Genomic DNA, 22,554 nt, shown 5'->3' with positions numbered 1-22,554 from the left:
TCTCTGTAGAAACCGGGGGGAATATGGCACTATTGATGCCGGTTTATCGAAGGCGGAGAGCAGGAATTATGGAAAATGTGGACAGCTTATGTGCCCGCATGTCAGCACGCGTTGCGCAGCTCAGCGGGGACAAAATACTCAGTAAATCTGCGGTACCGCAGGTCACGCTGATGTACACCACGCAGTACCATGCAAGGCAGCCGGTGCTCTATAACCCTGGCGTGGTGATCCTGTTTCAGGGGCGCAAAGTCGGTTATCTCGGTAAGAAAACCTTCTCCTACGATCCGCATAATTATCTGATGCTGACGGTGCCGCTGCCGTTCGAATGCGAAACCTTTGGCAGCCCGGATCAGCCAATGGCCGGTATACAAATCAGCATCGATAACACGATGTTGCAGGATCTGCTGATGGACATGGGTGATGAAGCGATGGCCAGCCAGCGGGAGTCTTCCACCGGGATAAACTCCGGTATTCTTGATGACGATATTCTGTGTGCCACCGAACGTCTTCTGGATGTGATGGATAAGCCGTTGCACGCCCGCGTGCTGGGGCCGAAGATTATCCGCGAAATTCTGTTCTTCATCCTTACCAGCGAGAATGGCGGGGCATTGCAGGCGCTGGTCAACCGTCACACGCATTTCAGTCAGATCACCAAATCCCTGCGCCGCATTGAGGCTCAGTACGCAGATAATCTCAGCGTGGAAATTCTGGCGAGTGAAGTGAACATGAGCGTGTCGGCGTTTCATCACAACTTTAAAGCGGTCACCAGCACGTCACCGCTGCAATATCTGAAAACCTATCGTTTGCATAAAGCGCGCATGATGATGATTTACGACGGACTAAAGGCCAGCTCAGCGGCCCTGCAGGTGGGGTACGAAAGTGCGTCGCAGTTCAGCCGGGAGTTTAAGCGTTATTTTGGGGTGACCCCAAGCGACGAGATTGCGCGCCTGAGGGAAAGTACGTTTGGCGCATCGGCCAGCGCCGATGCCTCCTTTAAAGCCGTATTCTGACCGGGCGATCCGTGGCGATCATGCGTGGGCTTTGCGGTTTTTCCACAGCACCACGACGCCGCCCGCAAGGCCAATGACCAGCAACACCACCGGTAAAATCATCAGCCCGGCCATGACCTGATCTTCATGACGTTTAACCAGCGGAATGTGGCTCATGGCGAATCCCAGTGTGATCACAGCGCCTACCCACAGAATAGCGCTCAGCCAGTTAAAGAACTGGAAACGGGCGTTATTCAGGCCGGAAATCCCCGCCATCGTCGGCAGCAGAGTGCGCACGAAAGCCAGAAAACGGCCTACCAGCAGCGCCATTAATCCGTGCTGAGTGAACATCCGGTGGGCGCGCTGATGATAATGCGCCGGAAGCTGCAGCAGCCAGCCCCTGACCACGCGGGTATGCCCAAGCCAGCGCCCCTGTATGTAACTCAGCCAGCAGCCGAGGCTGGCGGCAATCACAAGAATAATCAGCGTCGGGAAAAAGCTCATCACCCCTTTGGCGATAAGCGCGCCGGTCAGCAGCAGCAGGCTGTCGCCGGGCAGGAAGGAAGCAGGAAGCAAACCATTTTCAAGAAATAGCGTGGTGAACAGGACAGCATAAATGACCCAAAGGAGATTGGGGTCGGCGAGCATAGTAAAATCATGCCGCCAGAGTGCATGAAAAATGTCGCAAATCACTGCCATATTCTTTCCTGTTGCTGTCGTGTGCTTTTCGTAACAATCGCTGTCACTTGCCAGTGTACCGCGGATCCCGCCCGGAGACGTTGATCTGAGATCACTTCAAAAAAAAGATCGCCTGCCCCGGTAGTGTTCACCGGGTACAGGAAGAGCTTACAGATTATTCTCATTTTGCGAATGAAAATCCGACAGATACCTTAACGATCTGCGCGGTACGTCGCAATCCCTGAGGCTCAGGCAGCGCCGATTCGTTCAAACGCCAGGGTCAGATCGGCGATCAAATCATCACAATGCTCCAGCCCGATGTGCAGCCGCACCAGCGTACCGGTGAAATCAACGGTTTCAGCCGGACGGATCGCCTGAATTTCTTCCGGCTGATTGGCTAACACCAGCGATTCAAATCCGCCCCAGGAGTAGGCCATACTGAAGTGTTCAAAGTGATCGAGGTAATCGGAAAGCTGCTGCGTGCTCAGGCGCTGTTTGAGCACGAACGAGAACAAACCGCAGCTGCCGGTGAAATCGCGTTTCCAGAATTCATGACCTTTACTGCCTGGCAGGGCAGGATGGTTGACTACCGCCACTTCCGGACGCTCTGCCAGCCACTGCGCGATACGAAGGCTGCTTTCCTCATGTTGCCTGAGGCGGATGCCCATGGTGCGCAACCCCCGGCTGGCGACGTAGGCCGTATCGGCATCGACCATCTGCCCCATCAGATAAGAATGCTCGCGCAACTGTTCCCAGCATCGGGCATTGGAAACGGCCGTGCCTATCATCGCATCGGAATGCCCGACGATATATTTGGTACCGGCCTGAATCGAAATATCGATGTCAAACTCCAGCGCCTTAAACAAAATGCCCGCCGCCCAGGTATTGTCGATCATGATGACAACATCAGGGTTCACCGCGCGCACGGACGCCACCATGGCCGGGATATCGGGCACTTCCATCGTGATAGAGCCGGGTGATTCGAGAAACACGACCTGGGTGTCAGGTTGCATCAGAGAACCGAGATCTGCGCCGATATCGGACGGGAAATAGGTGGTGGAAACGCCGAGTTTTTTCAGCACTTTTTCGCAGAAATCTTGCGTCGGTTCATAAGAGGAACCGGCCACCAGAATGTGGTCGCCGGTGCTGACAAATGACAATACCGCATTACTGACCGCCGCGGCGCCGCAGGGATAAAGCGCGCAGCCCGCGCCGCCTTCCAGTTCGACCATCGCTTCCTGCAGCGAGAAATGCGTCAGGGTGCCACGACGACCGTAAAACAATTCTCCGTTAGCGCGGTTGGCGGTGGCGTGTTTTTTATCCGCCACGGTGTTAAACACCAGCGAGGAGGCGCGCTGAATGACGGCATTGACCGAACCTTGCGTGAACTTCTTGTCCCGTCCGGCGCTTATCAGCGCGGTTTCGATTTTCTTCGACGACATAATCCGTGTTTCACCCTGTTTGGTAGAGCGATGCTCTCTGGCATCCGCTGATATCTCATTAACTTAACATGATGAAATCACAGGATCAGGTTTTTGCCGGTTGAATGAGAAAATTTCAGCCAATCTTTTATACAAGGAAAGGCCCGTCAGAAATGACGGGCCTGGCAGAGGTTTTATCCGGTGTAGACGCCGAACAATTTGGGGAGGAACAGCGAAATCGAAGGAATATAGGTCACCAGCATCAGCACCAGGAACAACACGCAATAGAACGGCAGCATGGCTTTGACGACTTTCTCAATGCTCTGTTTACTGACCGCGCTGGCGACAAACAGCACCGACCCGACCGGAGGGGTGATAAGCCCGATCCCCAGATTCACCAGCATGATCATGCCAAAATGAACCGGATCGATGCCCAGTGATAACACCACCGGCAGCAGGACCGGCGTCAGGATCAGAATGATCGGCGCCATGTCCATCAGCGTACCGATCAGCAACAGCATGATGTTGATCCACATGAGGATCACGTACTTGTTGTCGGAGATCGAGGTGAAGAACTCGGTGATGCGCATCGGCAATTGCATGTAGGTCATCACGGCGCCAAAGCTGGCCGCGAAGCCAATCAGGATCATGACGATACTGACGGTTTTCACCGTGCGGTACATCAGTTTCGGCAGTTCACTCCATTTGTAATCGCGGTAAATGAACATCGTGACGAAAAATGACCACAGACAGGCGATGGCGGCAGATTCCGTGGCGGTGAAAATCCCGCTGAGAATTCCGCCCATGATGATGACGACGGTCATCAGGCCCCACAGCGTATCGATGAAAATCTTCAGTGCCTGACGAAACGGCACGCGTTCACCTTTCGGATAACCGCGCTGATGCGCAAAGACGACGCACATCACCATCAGGGTCAGGCTGAGCAGTAAACCGGGCAAAATACCGGCGATGAACAGTGCGGCGATCGACACCGTACCGCCCGTGGCGAGCGAGTAAATGACCGAGTTATGACTCGGCGGCGTAAGGATCGCCTGCACCGAGCCGCTGGCCGTGACCGCAGCGGCAAAATCGCGCGGATAACCTTTCTTCTCCATTTCCGGGATCATCACCGAACCAATCGACGCGGTATCCGCCACCGATGAGCCGGAGATCGCACCGAAAAAGGTTGAGGCGACAATGTTCACCAGCGACAGACCGCCGCGAATGAACCCGACAAAGATATAGGCAAAACTCACCAGCCGGCGGGCAATGCCTCCTTCAGCCATGATCGCGCCGGCCAGAATAAAGAACGGGATCGCCAGCAGTGAAAACTTATTCACGCCGTTGGTCAGCTGGATCATCAGTGCTTCAAGCGGCAGATCGATCCACCAGGCACCGGCCAGCGCGCTGAGGCCAACGGCGTAAGCCACCGGCACGCCGATCGCCAGCATCACCCCCAGCGTTAACAGTAAAATGAGTGCATCCATAAGTCTCTCCGGGTCAGGCGTCGGAATTTCCCAGCATCACAACAGGGCGCTGATGCTGCGGCCCGGCAATGATCTGCTCAATGATGAATAAGATCGTCAGGGCAGAGCCCACGGGCAGCGGTAAATAGGTTTCTCCGGCGGTCAGCAGCGGGAATTCCGCCACCGGCTGGAGCCACAGTTCGCTGCACAGATGCAGGCTGTACCAGAAAATGAAGATGCTGATCGCCAGCATCATCAGATCTGACAGCAGCGCCGAGAACTTTTTCAGGGCAGGAGGCAGACGGTCGGTGACCATCGCCACCACGATGTGAGAACCCGCACGATAACTCACGGCCGCGCCGATAAAGGTGAACGTCACCATACACATGATGGCAACCGGCTCAGGCCACGACAGTGCGCTGTTCATGACGTAGCGGGCGAATATCCCGATGGGGATCACCGCGACCATCAGTAATAATGCAATCCCGGCAAGCCACATTGCGGCGCGGTAAAGAATGTCCATCAGGGTGTGATATCCGGAAATCATAAAGTCTCCCCCGGTGAGTGTCGGAAAAGGGCAGCAGGAGCTGCCCGTGTCAGAGACAGTGGTTACTGAACGTCAGCGATTTGCTGCATCAGATCTTTATGGTCTTTACCGAACTCATCGCGAACGGACTGGGTGGCCTGAACATAGGCCGCCGGATCGATGTCGTAGAATTTCACGCCGCCCGCTTTCATGGTGGCCAGGGCTTTTTCGTTATAGGCTTTCCACAGTTCACGCTGCTCATCCTGGGCTTCTTTCGACAGTTTCAGGATTAATTGCTGATCTTCCGGTTTCAGCTTGTCCCATTTCACTTTTGAGTACAGGAACAGCTCAGGAATAATGAAATGACGGCTGTAGGTGTAGTTTTTCACCACCGGCAGGTAGTTGTGCGCGACGAAGGTTGGCGGATTGTTTTCCGTGCCGTCGATAACCCCGGTTTGCATACCGCTGAACACTTCACTGACGCCCATAGCCACCGGGTTTGCTCCCATGGCTTTCAGCGTTGCCAGCGCAATCGGGCTGCCCTGAACGCGGATCTTCATGCCTTTCAAGTCTTCCGGTTTGACGACCGGTTCTTTGGTGATCAGATTGCGGGTCCCGCCGTCCATCCAGCCGAGAAATACCAGCCGGGAGTTCGGGTTATTGGTAATTTTATCGCCGATCTCTTTGCCAATCTGACCGTCGAGCACTTTGTGCATGTGATCTTCATCGCGGAAAATGTAGGGCAGGGTGAACACGTTGATTTCGGGCAGGATTGACGCCACCGGGGTCATTGATACGCGAATAATATCCAAGGCACCGAGCTGTGCCTGTTCAATTTCCTGCTTTTCGTCGCCCAGCACACCGCCGGGGAAGGTTTTGATTTCAAGGCGTCCGTCTGTTTGTTTTTGCAACTTTTCGCCCATATGCTGGACGGCAACGACGTTCGGGTAACCTTGCGGATGCACGTCGGCGGCTTTCAACGTTTGTGCTGACAGGCCGGAAGTGAATAACAGGGTCGCGGAACTCAGGCAAAGGCTGAGAAGTGCTTTTTGCATTTTCATCAGTTTGTCTCCAGGGGAATTCAGTAAGGGAATGAAAAGTTACAGCGAAAATGAACCGGTCTGGCGCGCCGTGCGCTGACGGAACCTCATGCGAATCTTATAAATTGTCTTATAAATTAAACGGATACAGGGAATTCCGGTGTGTGCTCTTTCCCGGTACATAGACCTTACCTTATTTATAACTGCCGGGTATTTGAGCGTTATCACAAATTAATAACAAATGTAAAATGCTGTTACTTAATATTTAAAACATTGTTTTGCCTTTGATAATTATGTTCAGGCGATTGATTTACTGCGGGATTTTTTGCAAAAGTGTGACCCGTGTATAACTGTCGAAGTATTGACCAAAGACTCAAAACCTTGTCATCCGTCAAGGACACCCGCGTCAGCAGGCGGGACAATGTAAATAATAATGAGAACGACTATCAATTAGGTCTTTTTATTTGATACAATTCGGCGTTATTTAACCCATATACACTGATTCTGGCTGGAGGCGACGCGTGAAAACGGCTCGCAATAAGATGAAAAAAACGACCTCAGTATTGATGTCGTTAATGTTGGTGGTTGGCCTGAGCGGTAACGCAATGGCTGCACCTGCGACGCCGGCGGCGAATGCTGTCACTTCTGAAACCACGCAACCGGCACCTGCTGCGGCAGACACCGCGCCCGCGCCGGTAATGCAATCCGCACCCGTGGAAGCTCCCGTCATCCCTACCGATCTGTCCGTGTTAGGCATGTACCATCATGCTGACGTGGTGGTGAAAACTGTCATGATCGGCCTGCTGCTGGCGTCCGTTGTCACCTGGGCTTTGCTGTTCAGCAAAGGCTCCGAAGTGTTCAGCGCTAAACGCCGTATGCGCCGTGAATTTGATGCGTTGTCTTCCGTGCGTACGCTGGACGAAGCTGCCGAGCAGGCTGAGAGTTTCGCCGCCAGCAGCATCAGCGCACAAATGATCCGCGATGCGCAAAATGAACTCGAGCTGTCTGCCGGTTCCACCGACAACAACGGCATTAAAGAACGTACCGGTTTCCGTCTGGAGCGTCGTGTGGGTGCTGCCGGGCGTCACATGGGCCGGGGCAATGGGATCCTCGCCACTATCGGCGCGATCTCTCCGTTCGTCGGTCTGTTTGGTACCGTGTGGGGCATCATGAACAGTTTCATTGGTATCGCCCAAACCCAGACCACTAACCTTGCCGTTGTGGCCCCCGGTATTGCAGAAGCCCTGCTGGCGACTGCGGTGGGTCTGGTTGCTGCGATCCCTGCGGTGGTTATCTACAACATTTTCGCCCGTACCATCACTTCCTATCGTCATCAGGTTGGCGACGTGGCGGCGCAGATTATCCTGTTACAGGGCCGTGATTTGGATTTGGCTGCCAGCGAAGGCGATGCGCCGCGCGGTCAGACAGGTCAGTTACGCGTAGGATAAGAACAGATTATGGCTATTCGGTTAAACGACGATATCGACGAAAGTGGTGAAATGCATGACATCAACGTCACGCCTTTTATCGACGTTATGTTGGTTCTGCTGATCATCTTCATGGTCGCCGCGCCACTGGCCACCGTAGATGTGCGGGTAGATTTACCGGCTTCCACGGCGAAAGCGCAGCCGCGTCCTGAGAAACCGATCTTCCTGACGGTGAAATCGGACAAACAGCTGTTCCTCGGCGACAGCCCGGTAAATAGCGACAACCTGACTGCCATGCTCGATCAGCGTACTCAGGGCAATAAGCAGAGTACGATTTTCTTCCGTGCAGATAAGACGGTGGACTACGAAACGCTGATGAATGTAATGGATAACCTGCGTAAAGCCGGTTATCTGAAAGTCGGGCTGGTAGGTGCAGAACAGACGGGCGCAGCAGCGGCTCAGTAAGTTATCCTTCAGATCCGAAGCATAAAAAAGGCCAGCATTGCTGGCCTTTTGCTTTGGTGATGTGGCAGATCAGGTCACCGGCGCCGGGTTAAATACCGCCAGCGCATTGTGAATACCCCATGTATCGGACCAGGTTTTTTTACGACCGCTGGCGATGTCCAGAATAAAGTGGAACAGCTCCCAGCCGACGTCTTCGATGGTGGCGTCGCCGGTGGCGATCGTACCGGCGTTGATGTCCATCAGGTCATGCCAGCGGTTCGCCAGCGTGGTGCGGGTAGCCATTTTTATCACCGGTACCGCCAGCAGGCCGTACGGCGTGCCGCGCCCGGTGGTAAAGACCTGCACAGTGATGCCCGAGGCCAGTTGCTGCGTTCCGCAGACGAAATCACTGGCTGGCGTCGCAGCGAAAATCAGGCCTTTTTTGGTCGGACGTTGCCCCGGAGACAGTACTTCTGAAATTGCGCTGGTGCCCGATTTCGCAATCGAACCGAGAGCTTTTTCCACCACGTTAGCCAGTCCGCCTTTCTTGTTGCCCGGCGACGGGTTGGCGCTGCGGTCGGTTTGTCCGAGGGACAGATAATTATCGTACCAGGCCATCTCTTCCAGCAGGCGTTTACCGACGCTGACGTCAGCAGCGCGCGGAGTCAGCAGGTGGATCGCATCGCGCACTTCCGTCACTTCAGAGAACATCACCGTGCCGCCGCAACGAACCAGCAGATCCGAGGCGAAGCCCACGGCAGGATTGGCAGTCACGCCGGAGAATGCGTCGCTGCCGCCACACTGCATGCCGACCACCAGGTCAGAGGCCGGACAGGTTTCGCGCTGACGACGGTTCAGCCGTTCCAGATGGAACTGCGCGACGGTCAGGATATCGTCAACCATTGACTGGAAGCCGACGTGCTGCTCATCCTGCAAACGGACGATATGGGTGTCGTCGAGGGAAATGGCCTGCACGTCCGGCGTGCCTTCCAGCAGGCGTTCAGGTTGTAATTTCTCACAACCTAAGCCGACCACCATGACTTCGCCGCCAAAGTTCGGGTTCAGTGCCAGATTGTGAATGGTGCGGATCGGGACGACCGCTGCCGGTGCGTTGATCGCCACGCCACATCCGTACAGATGATTCAGCGCCACCACGCCATCGACGTTAGGGAATTTGGGCAGTAAATCACGCTCGATGATTTTTACTACGTAATCCACCACCCCCGCCACACAGTGAACGCTGGTGGTAATGCCGAGCAGATTTTTAGTGCCTACGCTGCCGTCTTCGTTGCGGTAGCCTTCAAACGTGAAGCCTTCCAGTGGCGGCAACGCAGGGGGAACCCGGGTAGCCAGCGGCAGGCTGTTCAGTTCAGGGGCGACGGGCAGTTCGACCAGGGATTCGTCGATCCAGCCGCCCTGGGCGATTTCCCGCACGGCATAACCAATCACTTCACCATAACGAATAATATCGCCGCCTTTGGCAATGGTTTGTAAAGCAACTTTATGGCCCTGAGGAATATGCTCAATTAATTCCAGACCATTTGAAAATCGGGTGCCGGCTTTTAAGCCGTTATCATTCACAATAATGGCAACGTTATCGTTTTCATGAACTTTAATGAAAAGTGCGTCGGTTGCATGCTCTTTATCTTTATTACGTGACATAACTGTCTCCGCGTTTATTAAACATCCCGAAAAAAGAACCTTCGGTTAATTCTCTGAATTCGTAGCGTACAAATGTTGCGTTTTGTCTTTTCGGCAATACAGGGTATGCATCCATTATAAAACAGCTGTCCGGGAACCTCATTGTGCAACTGACCAGCTTTTCACCCGCTGAACGTCATTCTGTGTGGCAGGTGACAGAATAAATGTGATGAATATCACCCTTTGATCTGTGCGGCTTCAGCCGCCGCGTGAACTGTGATTATCCTCCCACAATGATGTGTGAATGCAAAAGAATAGTCGTTTTCAACCGGCGTATTCTTGTGCGAATGCACAGTGTTATTTGAGGCATCGTTTTTTATACTGTGTTGGCCCTCTGAAGGTAGCGTTCAAAGCAATACAGGTAAATTTCAGACATAAATAAAGAATTATGAAATGTCTGTCTCATATAAAGGAAAACCGCAGGCGAAAAGTAAAAACGTTATTTCGATAACTGTAATTTCTCTGCGAATGATTCCGTAATAGTAAAATGAGGGTCACCATGAGCGTTCAATCCCAGTCCCGAGTGCTGGCGCAAAGTAAGACGCGAACACATATTCGCTATTATATTTTGCTGATTATATTTCTTATCACGGCGGTCAATTATGCCGACCGTGCAACGCTTTCCATTGCCGGTACCGAGGTCGCGCGTGAGCTGGGCCTGGATGCCGCTGATATGGGGCAAATCTTCGCGGCGTTTGGCTGGGCATATCTGATCATGCAGTTGCCTGGCGGCTGGCTGCTGGACAAATTCGGTTCCAAAAAAGTCTACACCTACAGCCTGTTTTTCTGGTCACTGTTCACACTGTTACAAGGTTTTGTGGGCTGGTTCCCGCTGGCGTACGGCGCGCTGACGTTGTTCATACTGCGCTTTATGCTCGGTTTCTCCGAAGCGCCTTCCTTCCCGGCCAACGCCCGTATCGTGGCGGCCTGGTTCCCGACGAAAGAACGCGGAACGGCTTCGGCGATTTTTAACTCCGCTCAGTATTTCTCGCTCGCGCTGTTCTCTCCGCTGCTCGGCTGGCTGACCTACGCCTGGGGCTGGGAACATGTCTTTATCGTGATGGGGGTGATTGGTTTTGTACTGACGCTGGTATGGATCAAATTTATCCACAACCCGCCGGAACACCCTGGCATATCGAAAAGCGAGCTGGAATTTATTAAAGAAGGCGGCGCGGTGGTCGACATCGACCACAAGAAAGCCGACGGCGCGAAAAGTGGCCCGAAATGGAGCTATGTGCGCCAGATGCTGAGCAACCGCATGATGCTTGGGATCTTCTTCGGCCAATACTTTATTAACAGTATTACGTGGTTCTTCCTGACCTGGTTCCCGATTTATCTGGTTCAGGAAAAGGGCATGTCTATCCTCAAAGTGGGGATGATTGCGGCCATTCCGGCGTTGTGCGGCTTTGCCGGTGGCGTACTCGGCGGCGTGTTCTCCGACTACCTGCTCAAACGTGGTTTCTCCCTGACCGTGGCGCGTAAAATTCCGATTGTGCTGGGTATGCTGTTAGCCACCAGCATCATTTTATGTAACTACACCGATAACAATACCCTGGTCGTTACCCTGATGGCGCTGGCGTTCTTCGGTAAAGGCTTCGGTGCGCTGGGCTGGCCGGTGATTGCAGATACCGCGCCGAAAGAAGTGATTGGCCTGTGCGGCGGTATCTTCAACGTCTTTGGCAACGTCGCGTCAATCGTTACCCCGCTGGTTATCGGCTATATCGTTAAAGGGTTGCATTCTTTCAACATGGCTCTGATTTTCGTCGGCTGTTCCGCCCTGATGGCGATGCTGTGTTACCTGCTGGTCGTCGGTGAAATCAAGCGTCTCGAACTTAAGAAACAGTAAATTGCGATGGCGGGCAGACGGGAACTCCCGCGCCCGCCCTATAACGAGGTCAACTATGAGTAATCCAATGATTCCAAACCGGTTCCGTCAGGACTTACTGCAAGGCAAAACGCTGATCGGATGCTGGGCCGCATTGTGCAACCCGATTGCCACAGAAGTGTTGGGTGTCGCAGGATTTGACTGGCTGTTGCTCGACGGGGAACACGCACCCAATGACATCAGCACTTTTGTTCCCCAGCTGATGGCGCTTAAAGGCAGCAAAAGCGCGCCGGTCGTGCGACCGCCATTCAACGAGCCGGTGGTGATTAAACGTCTGCTCGATATCGGTTTCTACAATTTCCTGATCCCGTTTGTTGAGACGCAGGAGCAAGCCGAACGTGCCGTCGCCTCCACGCGCTATCCGCCGGCAGGGATCCGCGGCGTATCCGTTTCGCATCGCAGCAACATGTTTGGCACGGTGCCGGACTACTTCACCAGCATTAACGACAACATCACGGTGATGGTGCAAATCGAGAGCCAGCAGGGCGTTGATAACCTCGATGCGATTGCCGCAACCGACGGCATTGACGGCATATTTGTCGGGCCAAGCGATCTGGCCGCTGGCATGGGGCACCTCGGCAATGCCGGTCATCCGGAAGTACAGGCTGCCATTCGTCACATTTTTGAACGCGCAAAAGCCCACGGAAAATCCAGCGGCATTCTGGCGCCGGTCGAAGCCGATGCGCGCCGCTACATGGAATGGGGCGCGACCTTTGTGGCCGTTGGCAGCGACCTGGGTATTTATCGCGCAGGAACGCAGGCGCTGTGTGATCGCTTCACTAAGTGATCTCATCACATCAATAATCAGAGGACATTCGAATGAAAATTGGCTTTATTGGTTTAGGCATCATGGGCAAGCCTATGAGCAAAAACTTGCTCAAAGCAGGGTATGAACTGGTGGTCATGGACCGCAATCTTGATACCGTGGGCGAAATTGTTGCGCTGGGTGCCACCGCCGCTGACACGCCGAAAGCGGTCGCTGAACAGTCTGACGTGATCATTACTATGCTGCCAAATTCGCCTCAGGTGAAAGACGTGGCGCTGGGCGAAAATGGCCTGATCGAAGGCGCGCGTCCCGGGACGATTTTCATCGACATGAGTTCCATCGCACCGCTGGCCAGCCGTGAAATCAGCGAAGCGCTGGCAGCGAAACAAATTGCGATGCTGGATGCACCCGTCTCCGGCGGCGAACCAAAAGCCATCGACGGCACCATGTCGGTGATGGTTGGCGGTGATAAAGCCGTGTTCGATCATTGCTATGACATCATGAAGTCGATGGCGGGATCTGTGGTGCATACCGGCGACATCGGCGCGGGTAACGTCACTAAGCTGGCAAACCAGGTCATTGTTGCGCTCAACATTGCGGCAATGTCAGAAGCACTGGTGCTGGCCACCAAAGCGGGCGTCGATCCTAATCTGGTATTCCAGGCCATCCGGGGTGGACTGGCAGGCAGTACCGTTCTGGAAGCGAAAGCGCCGATGGTGATGGATCGCAATTTCAAACCGGGCTTCCGTATTGATTTGCACATCAAAGATTTAGCCAATGCACTCGACACCTCTCATGGCGTGGGTGCGCAACTGCCTCTGACCTCGCTGGTCATGGAAATGATGCAGGCTCTGAAAGCGGATGGTCACGGGCAATCTGACCATAGCGCCATTGCACGCTATTATGAAAACTTAGCGAAGGTTGAAGTTACCCGTTAGTCAGAGGTGGCCGCGCGGCCAGATGTACGTGAATCGTGCCGCGTTGCCCTTCCGGCAGAAAGCAAAACTGACAGGACGCTATTCCACAACGGCGCGTGCAGTTATGAAGGTAATGACTTTATGAAAATAGTGATCGCACCGGATTCATACAAAGAAAGTTTGTCTGCATTGGATGTGGCGAAGGCCATCGAAAGCGGATTTCGTGAGATTTTTCCTGAGGCGGAATACATTAAATTGCCGGTGGCCGACGGCGGTGAGGGAACGGTAGAAGCCATGGTCGCGGCGACCGGCGGACGCATCGTAAAAGTGAATGTTACCGGCCCGCTGGGCACACCGCTCGACGCGTTCTTCGGGCTTTCCGGCGACGAGAAAATCGCCTTTATCGAAATGGCGGCCGCCAGCGGGCTGGAAAGTGTCCCGGCGGCGCAGCGTAATCCCCTTAAAACCACTTCTTATGGCACAGGCGAACTGATCCATTCGGCACTCGACCATGGCGTCAAACACTGCATCATCGGTATCGGCGGCAGCGCCACCAATGACGGCGGGGCTGGCATGATGCAGGCGCTGGGCGCGAAGTTACTGACTCAGGAGGGTAAACCGATCGGCCAGGGCGGCGGTGAGCTGGAGAAACTGCATCACATTGATATCAGCGGGCTGGATCCGCGGATCAAAAAATGTCGCTTTGAAGTGGCGTGTGACGTGACCAATCCGCTGACCGGCAAAGACGGTGCGTCTGCCATCTTTGGCCCGCAAAAAGGCGCAACGCCTGAGATGATCGAGCAACTCGACGGTTATCTGCATCATTACGCCAGCGTGATCAAACAGGATTTGGGTATCGATGTTGAGCACGTTCCCGGCGCAGGCGCGGCCGGCGGTATGGGCGCAGCACTGTACGGATTCTGCGGCGCGGAATTGCGTCAGGGCATCGAGATCGTCACTGATGCGCTGGGGCTGGATGCGTTAGTGAAAGATGCCACGCTTGTGATCACCGGTGAAGGACGAATCGACAGCCAGAGCATCAACGGCAAGGTGCCGATCGGCGTGGCGCGGGTCGCCAAGCGTTATAACAAACCGGTGATCGGCATTGCGGGCAGCCTGACGAAAGATGTTGATGTGGTGTATGCACACGGGCTGGATGCGGTTTTCAGCGTGCTCTACAGTGTGTGTACGCTGGAAGATGCGCTGAAAAATGCCGCTGATAATCTGCGTAAATCAGCACGCAATATTGCCGCGACCATTAAGTTATCGCAAAAGCTCTGAAAGCTTATTTACAGTAAAAAATCAGCAACAATGCGTCATTAAAAAACCGGTGTTCAGGCCCAGCCTGCGCCGGTTTTTGTGTTTTATTCCCGACGATTTTACGTTAGTTTTTAGAATCAAATCGCAACGGGAACGTAGCCATGTCAGAGATTGATTTTTCGAAGCAACCGGTCAATACACACACTAAAGGTTTAGGGCCACTCAGCGCGGATGCCTGCATGGGCGATATTCGCCAGCAAGGCTGGAATATCCTGCGCGAGGACGTCAGCCTGCCGGTGGCAGTGCTGCTCGAGGAGAGAATCGAACACAATCTTTCGTGGATGCGTGAATTTATTCAGCGTTATCAGTTAAAACTCGCGCCACACGGCAAAACCACCATGAGCCCGGAGCTGTATAAGATGCAGCTGGAATTTGGCGCGTGGGGCATCACGCTGGCGACCGCGCCGCAGGTTAATGCCGCTTTTAAGCATGGCGTGCGCAAAGTCATCATGGCGAACCAGCTGATTGGCAAAGGCAATATGGCGATAATTGCCGGATTGCTGCGAGAGGATCCTGATTTCGAATTTTCCTGTGTGGTGGATTCTGCCGACAACGTTGATGCCCTCGGCCATTACTTCGCCAGCCAGCAACTGACGTTACGCATGATGTTTGAATACGGTATTCAGGGCGGGCGTACCGGTATCCGTACCGCAGAACAGGAAGCAGAAGTGCTGGCCGCGGTCAAACGCTGGCCGCAGTCTCTGGCGCTGATCGGTGTCGAGCTGTATGAAGGTGTCAGCAACGACGAAGCGGCGATCCGTGCATTTCTGCGCCACGTCGTCGCGCGTACTGAAGCGCTGGCGCAGGCAGGTGAATTCGCCGAACAACAGGTGATATTAACCGGTGCAGGTTCCGCCTGGTTTGATGTGGTGGCGGAGGAGTTAACGCGTGAGAGCCGCTATCTGGACTGCGATAAACGGTATCAGCTGGATGTGATTTTGCGTTCTGGTTGTTACGTCACGCACGACGTCGGCGCCTATCAGGCTGCACTGGAAAGAATGCAAACCAGTAATCCGGTGGCACGGGAAATGAACAGCAGCTTACAGCCTGCTTTGCAGGTCTGGGCGGCCGTGCAGTCATTGCCGGAGCCGGGCCGGGCGATTATCGCTTTCGGCAAACGTGACGCCGGCTACGACGCCGGATACCCGAAGGCCGCCGGTCATTTCCGTCCCCGCAGTGCAACACAGTCAGGCTATACCACCGTCGTACCAGCACCGGAAGACTGGAAGGTTTATGCGATGATGGATCAGCATGCGTTCATGTCGATCCCTGAAAATGCCGATTTGAAAGTCGGTGACATGCTGGTGTTCGACATTTGTCACCCCTGTCTGACATTCGACAAATGGCGTCAGCTGTTGCTGGTGAATGAACAGTGGGACGTGACCGGCGCAGTGACGACCTGGTTTTGACAGACGTTGACTACCTGTAAAAACGCCCGGACATTGCCGGGCGTTTTGTATGAAACGTTTAACCCTTCACCTACCTCGGTAAATACGCCACCGCAGCCCGTTTCACATTCTCAATCTCATCAAGCAATTCAAACCATTCCGGTTCCAGAGTTTCCACACCAACGCCCTGACGCAGTTGCTGTTCGATGTAATAGCACAGCTGTTTCAGGCGCGGGACGCCGCTGTAGCTGCAACTGCCGTGCAGTTTATGGATGAGCGCGAGGATATCGTCGTCGGTTTCACCTCTGGCGACGGCATCCACACGCACGGCGACCTGTGGCAGGAATTCCACCAGCATTTGCAGTAAATCCTGCGCCAGTGCAACTTTATTGGCGGACTGGCTTAACGCCAGTTGCCAGTCGAGCGTGTTGTTTGGCGCGAGATCTTCCTGCGTTTGCAGCGGAGAATCCTGCTGATTCTGATGAGAGTAATGGCGCGACAGGACGTTTTTCAACATGCCTTCGTCGATAGGTTTCGCCAGATAATCGTCCATACCCAGTTTGAGAAGCTGTTCACGTTCACCGCTCAATGAGTGGGCGGTGACCGCCACTACCGGCGTGCTGGCGTGGCGCGCCATCTGATGAATGATTTCGCTGGCACGAATGCCATCTATATCCGGCATCTGGATGTCCATCAAAATGATGTCCAGATCAGTGTGACGAGCCACTTCAATCGCTTCTTCACCGCTGTGACACAGCACGGTGGTTTCGACCAGCTCTTCCAGCAGCGCACCAATCAGTTTGAGGTTGGCCGGATTATCATCCACCGCCATTGCCGTGAGCGGCAGTCGTGCCGCTTTAGTCTCATCTGAACCGAGGATCCTCACTGCAGGTTGTTGCTCTTTCAACAACAATGGCAGCAGGCGGATGCTGGACATCGGTTTGATCAGGCACGCCTGCACTCCGCGGCGTTTGAGCTCTTCAGCCTCAACCTGGAACTGACTTGGCAGCGCCAGCAGCAGGTGCCGCGTCATGCTCAGCACGCGTTTTAACCGGTCGTCATAATCTGCCAGCGTCTGTTCTGGTTTGACCGGAATGCTGCACAGCATCATGTCGTAGTAGTTGTCCGGCAGTGCGGCAAGCGAGGTGCGATGCGTGACCTCAAGCGGTGTCGCCTGCAAAATTTCCATCGTAGCCTTGGCGGCGGCCGGGTTGGCTTCCACATAGGCCAGACGTTTACCCTCGAGGGAACTCATGGAAACCGGCGTCACATGGCGGTTTTCATTCAGCTCGAGCGTGACGTGGAACCAGAAAGTTGAACCGCGGTTGATCTGGCTGTAGAAGCTGATGTCGCCGCCCATCTCTTTGACCAGACGCTGGGTGATCACCAGACCTAATCCGGTGCCGCCGTGGCGGCGCGAAATGCTGGCATCGGCCTGACGGAAAGCCTGGAAAAGTTGCGATTGCTGCCGCTCTGAAATCCCGATGCCGGTGTCGTGGATCTGCACCTCCAGCTCGACCTGCAAATTGTTCTGCGAACGCAGCTCGACATTGATGTCGATGTTGCCGGATTCAGTGAACTTAATCGCATTTCCCAGCAAGTTAGTGACAACTTGCTGCATTCGCATCGGGTCGCCCAGCACGTTTTCTGGCACGTTGTTGTGCACGTTGAGCGTCAGTTCGAGGCCTTTGTCGTGCGCGGTATGTGCCAGCAGGATCACCACTTCATCGAGCATCTCATGCAGTGAGAAAGGAATGTGCTCCAGCACCAGTTTACCGGCTTCCAGCTTAGAGAAGTCCAGAACGTCATTGATGATGGTCAGCAGGTTATTTGCTGAACGTTCAATGGTTTGCAGATAATCAGCCTGCGTTGGCGACAGCGGAGTTTTGAGCGTCTGGCGGGTGAAACCAATCACGCCGTTGAGCGGGGTACGCAGCTCATGAGACATGTTGGCGAGGAATTCAGATTTGATACGCGCCGCTTCCTGAGCGCGCTTTTTCGCCAGATCCAGTTCGACGTTCTGGATTTCCATCTGCTCAAGCGTTTCCCGCAGATCGGACGTGGCCTGATCGATATTCTGCTGCACTTCTTCGTGGTACGCCGTCAGCGACATCGCCATCGAGTTGATGCCGTTTTTTAGCATACTCAGTTCGCCGGGCATGTTGCCTTCCACACGGCTGTCGAGTTGCCCGCGGCGGATGCGGTCAACGGTGTTGACCATGTTTCGGATAGGTCCGGTGACGTCGCGCATCAGGCGATAAGCGAACAGTGTGGCAATGCCCAGACACAGCAATAACAGCATGGTCGAGACAAAGGCCTCCTGATATTGCGCCAGCCGGACCGAGCTGAGATCTAACTCAACGGCGATATAACCCAGGGTATGCTCAGGAGACGAACTGAACGAGTCATCATCCGCCTCGGTATGATTCTCCGCCTGAACCGGGGTGCGCAGGATCAGCGAATCCCCGAAACGTGCCTGGGTCAGTTCGCGAGGGATATCTTTTACGCTTTTGACCTGCAGCGGGCTGCCTTCATGCAGGGAATTGGAGCTGGCGAACAACTTATTGTCGCCATCAAAAACGCTGATGCTGCGGACAATGTCTGAATGATTGCGGTGCAGACGGCTGATAAGGCGCTTCACCGGTTCACGCTCCCGGAACGTCATTCCGTATTCGCTCGCGACGGCCAGGGGTTCAATAATACTGGCTCCGGCGTCGATCAGCTGATTCTGCAACTCGTTGTATCGGTGAACCACAAAGAAGGTGCTGAGCAGCAAACCGATCATTAATGTCGGTGCCAGAATCAGGATCATCATCCGTGCGCGAAGGCTATATTTGGTCATGAGGTTCCAATGTGGGAGAATTACCTAAAGTAAGCTTAATAAACCAGCGTGCAATCGACAATAATGGCTCAATTCTACTCTCCGAACCGCCGTGTGACGACCCGGCAAACGATAACTGTGACCGCCACCGATCTTGATGCTTTCGGGCAGGGTGTTGCGCGTCATAACGGTAAAGCCGTGTTTGTTAGTGGCGTATTGCCCGGCGAGCAGGCGGAAGTGATTTTAACAGAAGATAAAAGTAAGTACGCCAAAGGGCGACTGAAACGTTTGCTGACCACCAGCGCCGACCGGGTAAAACCGGCGTGTCCGCACTATTCTGTCTGCGGAGGATGCCAGCAACAGCACGCCAGTGAAGCATTACAGCAGCGCAGCAAATCCGCCTCGCTGTTACGGCTGATCTCCCGGGAAACCGGTATTCAGCCCGAAGAGCAACCGGTGATCGCCGGTCCGCAATACGGTTACCGGCGCCGTGCGCGTCTCGGATTACAAATCGCCGGCGCGAAGCCAGGGCGAAAACCGGGAAACGGACCGCTGGTGATGGGTTTTCGTCAGGAAGGATCAAACGATCTGGTGGCGATCACCCGCTGTCCGGTACTGCGTCCGGAGCTTGAGCAACTGCTGGTGCCGGTGCAGGAATGTCTGGCGTCACTGACGGCGGCGAAGCGGCTGGGACATCTGGAAATGGTGCTGGCCGATAACGGCGCGCTGCTGGTGCTGCGCCATCTGGATCCGCTCAGCGAGGCGGATCGCGCGCGTCTTACCGCGTTTGCACAGCACCATCAGTTAACGCTGTTTCTGGCACCTGACAGCGAGACGCTGGAGCGTTTGCACGGCGACGCACCAACGTATCAGATTGATGGTCTTAACCTGACTTTCGGCCCGCGTGATTTTATTCAGGTTAATGACGCCGTGAACCAGCAAATGGTGGCACAGGCGCTGGAATGGCTGACGCTAACGCCAGAAGATCGCGTGCTGGATTTGTTTTGCGGCATGGGAAATTTCACCCTTCCGCTGGCAAAAAGAGCTAAGCGGGTTGTCGGAGTTGAAGGTGTTGCTACACTGGTGGCGAATGGGCAAGATAATGCCCGAAATAACGGATTAGAAAATGCGTCATTCTTCCACGAAAATCTGGAGGACGACGTCAGTCAGCAACCCTGGGCGGCACAAGGCTTCAATAAAGTCTTGCTGGATCCTGCACGGGGTGGTGCGGCGGGCGTGATGGCGCATATCGTAAAGCTTGCTCCGCAGCGCGTGGTGTATGTGTCCTGTAATCCCACGACATTGGCTCGGGACAGTAAAATTTTGTTGGAGGCGGGTTATCGGTTGGCTCAGGTTCGTATGCTGGATATGTTTCCGCACACCGGGCACCTTGAATCGATGGCTCTGTTTATCAACCCATCTGACACCGGGGTTGTGTCAGACACGTAGGGAGAGGGTATGGTTGCGGTAAGAAGTGCACATCTGAACACGGCTGGCGAGTTTGCGCTCGACGACTGGATTAACAGTTTGGGGCTGTCCAGCCAGCAGTCATGTGACCGTTTAGCCGAAACCTGGCGCTACTGCGAGCAGCAAACGCAGGGCCATCCGGACGCGTCGCTCTTATTGTGGCGCGGTCTTGAGATGGTAGAAATCCTCTCGACCCTCAGTATGGACAACGACAGTATGCGTGCCGCGCTGCTGTTCCCGCTGGTCGATGATGGCATCATTGATGAAAACACGCTGACGGAGCAGTTCGGTAAAGGCATTACCGATCTGGTGCACGGCGTGCGTGATATGGATGCCATCCGCCAGCTGAAAGCCACGCAAAATGACTCCATGGCCTCCGAGCAGGTGGACAACGTCCGCCGTATGCTGCTGGCGATGGTGGAAGATTTCCGCTGCGTGGTGCTGAAACTTGCCGAACGTATTGCGCATCTGCGTGAAGTGAAAGACGCGCCGGAAGAAGAGCGCGTACTGGCGGCAAAAGAATGTACCAACATCTATGCGCCGCTGGCTAATCGCCTCGGTATCGGCCAGCTCAAATGGGAGCTGGAAGATTTCTGCTTCCGCTATCTGCATCCTGATGAATACAAACGCATTGCCAAACTGTTGCATGAGCGTCGAATCGACCGTGAACAGTACATCGATGATTTTGTGTCCACCGTGAAAAATGCGATGGGCGAAGAAGGCATCAAAGTTGATGTCTATGGCCGGCCGAAACACATCTACAGCATCTGGCGCAAGATGCAGAAAAAATCCCTGTCCTTTGACGAACTGTTCGACGTGCGCGCCGTGCGCATCGTGGTGGAACGTTTACAGGATTGCTACGCCGCGTTAGGGATTGTGCACACCCATTTCCGCCATCTGCCGGATGAGTTCGACGATTACGTCGCCAACCCGAAACCGAACGGTTATCAGTCGATTCACACCGTGGTGTTAGGGCCGCGCGGTAAAACGCTGGAAGTGCAAATCCGTACCCGTCAGATGCATGAAGATGCCGAACTGGGCGTCGCGGCGCACTGGAAATACAAAGAAGGCACCGCCGTGGTGGGTGGTCGCAGCGGTGGCTACGAAGGCCGCATTGCGTGGCTGCGTAAACTTATCGCGTGGCAGGAAGAGATGGCTGATTCGGGCGAAATGCTCGACGAAGTTCGCAGCCAGGTCTTTGATGATCGCGTTTACGTGTTTACGCCAAAAGGCGATGTCATCGACCTGCCAATGGGCTCCACGCCGCTCGATTTTGCGTATCACATCCACAGTGATGTCGGGCACCGCTGTATCGGGGCAAAAATCGGCGGGCGCATTGTGCCGTTTACCTATCAGTTGCAAATGGGCGATCAGATTGAAATCATCACCCAGAAGCATGCGAACCCAAGCCGTGACTGGCTGAACCCGAGCCTCGGTTACGTGACGACCAGCCGCGGGCGGTCGAAGATCCAAAACTGGTTCCGTAAACAGGATCGCGACAAAAATATTATTGCCGGTAAGCAGATCCTCGACGACGAACTGGATCGTATGGATATCAGCATCAAAGATGCCGAGAAACTGCTGCTGCCGCGCTATAACGTCAACTCGCTGGACGAAGTGCTGGCCGCCATTGGCAACGGCGATATCCGCATCAACCAGATGGTCAACTTCTTGCAATCGCAGCTGAAAAAGCCGAGTGCGGAAGAGCTGGATAAAGAGGCGATGCGTCAGCTGACGCAGAAAACCACACCGGCTCCACAGCGTAACGGCAGTAAAGATAACGGACGCGTGGTGGTGGAAGGCGTGGGCAATCTGATGCACCACATTGCGCGCTGCTGCCAGCCGATTCCGGGCGACGAAATCGTCGGCTACATCACGCAGGGACGGGGGATTTCTATCCACCGCGCCGATTGTGATCAGCTGGAAGATTTGCGTCTGAACGCCCCTGAGCGCGTGGTTGACGCCGTCTGGGGCGAAAGCTACTCCAGCGGCTATTCTCTGGTTGTGCGTGTCGTGGCGAACGATCGCAGCGGCCTGCTGCGTGACATCACCACCATTCTTGCCAACGAGAAGGTGAACGTGCTCGGCGTCGCCAGCCGCAGTGATACCAAACAGCAACTGGCGACCATCGACATGGATATCGAGATCTACAATCCGCAGGTTCTGGGGCGCGTGATCGCCAAACTGAACCAACTGCCGGATGTCATCGACGCCAAACGCCTGCACGGCAACTGATCGTATAAACGTAAAGGCCCGCCCGTCGGGCCTTTTTCATTCCTGCTTTGGCATACCCCTTTT

The 22,554-nt window shown here is 54.6% G+C and carries 17 protein-coding genes; 10 read left to right on the top strand and 7 right to left on the bottom strand.

Going from position 1 to position 22,554, the window contains the following annotated elements; translation table 11 throughout:
* Window positions 1-68: 68 nt before the first annotated feature.
* Entirely contained in the window at window positions 69-1,010 is a 942-nt protein-coding gene (locus ABSH60_RS06725; protein WP_056772930.1) for an AraC family transcriptional regulator, read from the top strand.
* Window positions 1,011-1,028: 18 nt separating this feature from the next.
* Here the strand turns inward: ABSH60_RS06725 and ABSH60_RS06720 are convergent, their stop codons facing one another.
* The 5 genes from ABSH60_RS06720 to ABSH60_RS06700 form a co-directional block, all read right to left on the bottom strand.
* Entirely contained in the window at window positions 1,029-1,688 is a 660-nt protein-coding gene (locus ABSH60_RS06720) for a DedA family protein (RefSeq protein WP_056772927.1), read from the bottom strand.
* A gap of 227 nt (window positions 1,689-1,915) precedes the next feature.
* A complete protein-coding gene (gene metC / locus ABSH60_RS06715; protein ID WP_390973260.1) occupies window positions 1,916-3,109 on the bottom strand; it encodes a cystathionine beta-lyase in 1,194 nt (397 codons plus the stop codon).
* 173 nt (window positions 3,110-3,282) lie between these two features.
* Window positions 3,283-4,575, bottom strand: a complete 1,293-nt coding sequence (locus ABSH60_RS06710) for a TRAP transporter large permease (RefSeq protein WP_122096459.1) — start codon at window positions 4,573-4,575, stop codon at window positions 3,283-3,285.
* A 13-nt stretch (window positions 4,576-4,588) separates the two neighbouring features.
* Entirely contained in the window at window positions 4,589-5,101 is a 513-nt protein-coding gene (locus ABSH60_RS06705; protein ID WP_136375494.1) for a TRAP transporter small permease, read from the bottom strand.
* 62 nt (window positions 5,102-5,163) lie between these two features.
* Window positions 5,164-6,141 (bottom strand): TRAP transporter substrate-binding protein, encoded by a 978-nt coding sequence (locus tag ABSH60_RS06700; protein WP_056772916.1) that lies wholly within the window; start codon window positions 6,139-6,141, stop codon window positions 5,164-5,166.
* 521 nt (window positions 6,142-6,662) lie between these two features.
* Between ABSH60_RS06700 and exbB the strand changes: the two genes are divergently transcribed.
* Together exbB and exbD are read left to right on the top strand one after the other, a co-directional pair.
* Window positions 6,663-7,568, top strand: a complete 906-nt coding sequence (gene exbB, locus ABSH60_RS06695) for a tol-pal system-associated acyl-CoA thioesterase (protein ID WP_390975706.1) — start codon at window positions 6,663-6,665, stop codon at window positions 7,566-7,568.
* Between the two features lie 9 nt (window positions 7,569-7,577).
* Window positions 7,578-8,012 carry a TonB system transport protein ExbD gene (exbD, locus tag ABSH60_RS06690; RefSeq protein ID WP_122096457.1) on the top strand — a complete coding sequence of 145 codons (435 nt, stop codon included), beginning with the start codon at window positions 7,578-7,580 and terminating at the stop codon, window positions 8,010-8,012.
* 69 nt (window positions 8,013-8,081) lie between these two features.
* Here exbD and garD read toward each other — a convergent pair whose 3' ends face one another.
* Complete coding sequence (garD, locus tag ABSH60_RS06685) at window positions 8,082-9,653, bottom strand: galactarate dehydratase (RefSeq protein WP_056772910.1); 1,572 nt, start codon at window positions 9,651-9,653, stop codon at window positions 8,082-8,084.
* 538 nt (window positions 9,654-10,191) lie between these two features.
* Here garD and ABSH60_RS06680 point away from each other — a divergent pair.
* The 5 genes from ABSH60_RS06680 to ABSH60_RS06660 all read left to right on the top strand — a co-directional run bounded on the left by ABSH60_RS06680 (window position 10,192) and on the right by ABSH60_RS06660 (window position 15,989).
* Window positions 10,192-11,538 carry an MFS transporter gene (locus ABSH60_RS06680; protein WP_122096456.1) on the top strand — a complete coding sequence of 449 codons (1,347 nt, stop codon included), beginning with the start codon at window positions 10,192-10,194 and terminating at the stop codon, window positions 11,536-11,538.
* Window positions 11,539-11,593: 55 nt separating this feature from the next.
* A complete protein-coding gene (gene garL, locus ABSH60_RS06675; RefSeq protein WP_122096455.1) occupies window positions 11,594-12,364 on the top strand; it encodes a 2-dehydro-3-deoxyglucarate aldolase in 771 nt (256 codons plus the stop codon).
* A gap of 26 nt (window positions 12,365-12,390) precedes the next feature.
* Entirely contained in the window at window positions 12,391-13,281 is an 891-nt protein-coding gene (gene garR, locus ABSH60_RS06670; RefSeq protein WP_183850157.1) for a 2-hydroxy-3-oxopropionate reductase, read from the top strand.
* A gap of 120 nt (window positions 13,282-13,401) precedes the next feature.
* Window positions 13,402-14,541, top strand: a complete 1,140-nt coding sequence (locus ABSH60_RS06665; RefSeq protein ID WP_183850099.1) for a glycerate kinase — start codon at window positions 13,402-13,404, stop codon at window positions 14,539-14,541.
* A gap of 140 nt (window positions 14,542-14,681) precedes the next feature.
* Complete coding sequence (locus ABSH60_RS06660; protein ID WP_390973255.1) at window positions 14,682-15,989, top strand: alanine racemase; 1,308 nt, start codon at window positions 14,682-14,684, stop codon at window positions 15,987-15,989.
* A 70-nt stretch (window positions 15,990-16,059) separates the two neighbouring features.
* On the opposite strand, the gene barA is transcribed toward ABSH60_RS06660, so the two are convergent.
* Complete coding sequence (gene barA / locus ABSH60_RS06655; RefSeq protein ID WP_122096451.1) at window positions 16,060-18,810, bottom strand: two-component sensor histidine kinase BarA; 2,751 nt, start codon at window positions 18,808-18,810, stop codon at window positions 16,060-16,062.
* Between the two features lie 63 nt (window positions 18,811-18,873).
* Here barA and rlmD point away from each other — a divergent pair, with 63 nt between their 5' ends.
* Both rlmD and relA read left to right on the top strand, forming a co-directional pair.
* Window positions 18,874-20,238, top strand: coding sequence for a 23S rRNA (uracil(1939)-C(5))-methyltransferase RlmD (gene rlmD, locus ABSH60_RS06650; protein WP_390973253.1), 1,365 nt, complete (start codon window positions 18,874-18,876; stop codon window positions 20,236-20,238).
* A gap of 9 nt (window positions 20,239-20,247) precedes the next feature.
* Window positions 20,248-22,491, top strand: a complete 2,244-nt coding sequence (gene relA, locus ABSH60_RS06645) for a GTP diphosphokinase (RefSeq protein ID WP_056772881.1) — start codon at window positions 20,248-20,250, stop codon at window positions 22,489-22,491.
* Window positions 22,492-22,554: the final 63 nt, after the last annotated feature.

This window comes from Rahnella sp. R3(2024) (assembly GCF_042920125.1).
Taxonomy (GTDB): Bacteria; Pseudomonadota; Gammaproteobacteria; order Enterobacterales; family Enterobacteriaceae; genus Rahnella; species Rahnella rivi.
The sequence above is the reverse complement of the archived record's forward strand: the minus strand, read 5'-3'. Positions and strand labels throughout refer to the sequence as shown.

Excerpts from the sequence above, each read along its gene's own strand:
- ABSH60_RS06725 (WP_056772930.1), top strand. The coding sequence starts at position 69 with ATGGAAAATGTGGACAGCTTATGTGCCCGCATGTCAGCACGCGTTGCG.
- ABSH60_RS06720 (WP_056772927.1), bottom strand. The coding sequence starts at position 1,688 with ATGGCAGTGATTTGCGACATTTTTCATGCACTCTGGCGGCATGATTTT.
- metC (WP_390973260.1), bottom strand. The coding sequence starts at position 3,109 with ATGTCGTCGAAGAAAATCGAAACCGCGCTGATAAGCGCCGGACGGGAC.
- ABSH60_RS06710 (WP_122096459.1), bottom strand. The coding sequence starts at position 4,575 with ATGGATGCACTCATTTTACTGTTAACGCTGGGGGTGATGCTGGCGATC.
- ABSH60_RS06705 (WP_136375494.1), bottom strand. The coding sequence starts at position 5,101 with ATGATTTCCGGATATCACACCCTGATGGACATTCTTTACCGCGCCGCA.
- ABSH60_RS06700 (WP_056772916.1), bottom strand. The coding sequence starts at position 6,141 with ATGAAAATGCAAAAAGCACTTCTCAGCCTTTGCCTGAGTTCCGCGACC.
- exbB (WP_390975706.1), top strand. The coding sequence starts at position 6,663 with ATGAAAAAAACGACCTCAGTATTGATGTCGTTAATGTTGGTGGTTGGC.
- exbD (WP_122096457.1), top strand. The coding sequence starts at position 7,578 with ATGGCTATTCGGTTAAACGACGATATCGACGAAAGTGGTGAAATGCAT.
- garD (WP_056772910.1), bottom strand. The coding sequence starts at position 9,653 with ATGTCACGTAATAAAGATAAAGAGCATGCAACCGACGCACTTTTCATT.
- ABSH60_RS06680 (WP_122096456.1), top strand. The coding sequence starts at position 10,192 with ATGAGCGTTCAATCCCAGTCCCGAGTGCTGGCGCAAAGTAAGACGCGA.
- garL (WP_122096455.1), top strand. The coding sequence starts at position 11,594 with ATGAGTAATCCAATGATTCCAAACCGGTTCCGTCAGGACTTACTGCAA.
- ABSH60_RS06665 (WP_183850099.1), top strand. The coding sequence starts at position 13,402 with ATGAAAATAGTGATCGCACCGGATTCATACAAAGAAAGTTTGTCTGCA.
- ABSH60_RS06660 (WP_390973255.1), top strand. The coding sequence starts at position 14,682 with ATGTCAGAGATTGATTTTTCGAAGCAACCGGTCAATACACACACTAAA.
- barA (WP_122096451.1), bottom strand. The coding sequence starts at position 18,810 with ATGACCAAATATAGCCTTCGCGCACGGATGATGATCCTGATTCTGGCA.
- rlmD (WP_390973253.1), top strand. The coding sequence starts at position 18,874 with ATGGCTCAATTCTACTCTCCGAACCGCCGTGTGACGACCCGGCAAACG.
- relA (WP_056772881.1), top strand. The coding sequence starts at position 20,248 with ATGGTTGCGGTAAGAAGTGCACATCTGAACACGGCTGGCGAGTTTGCG.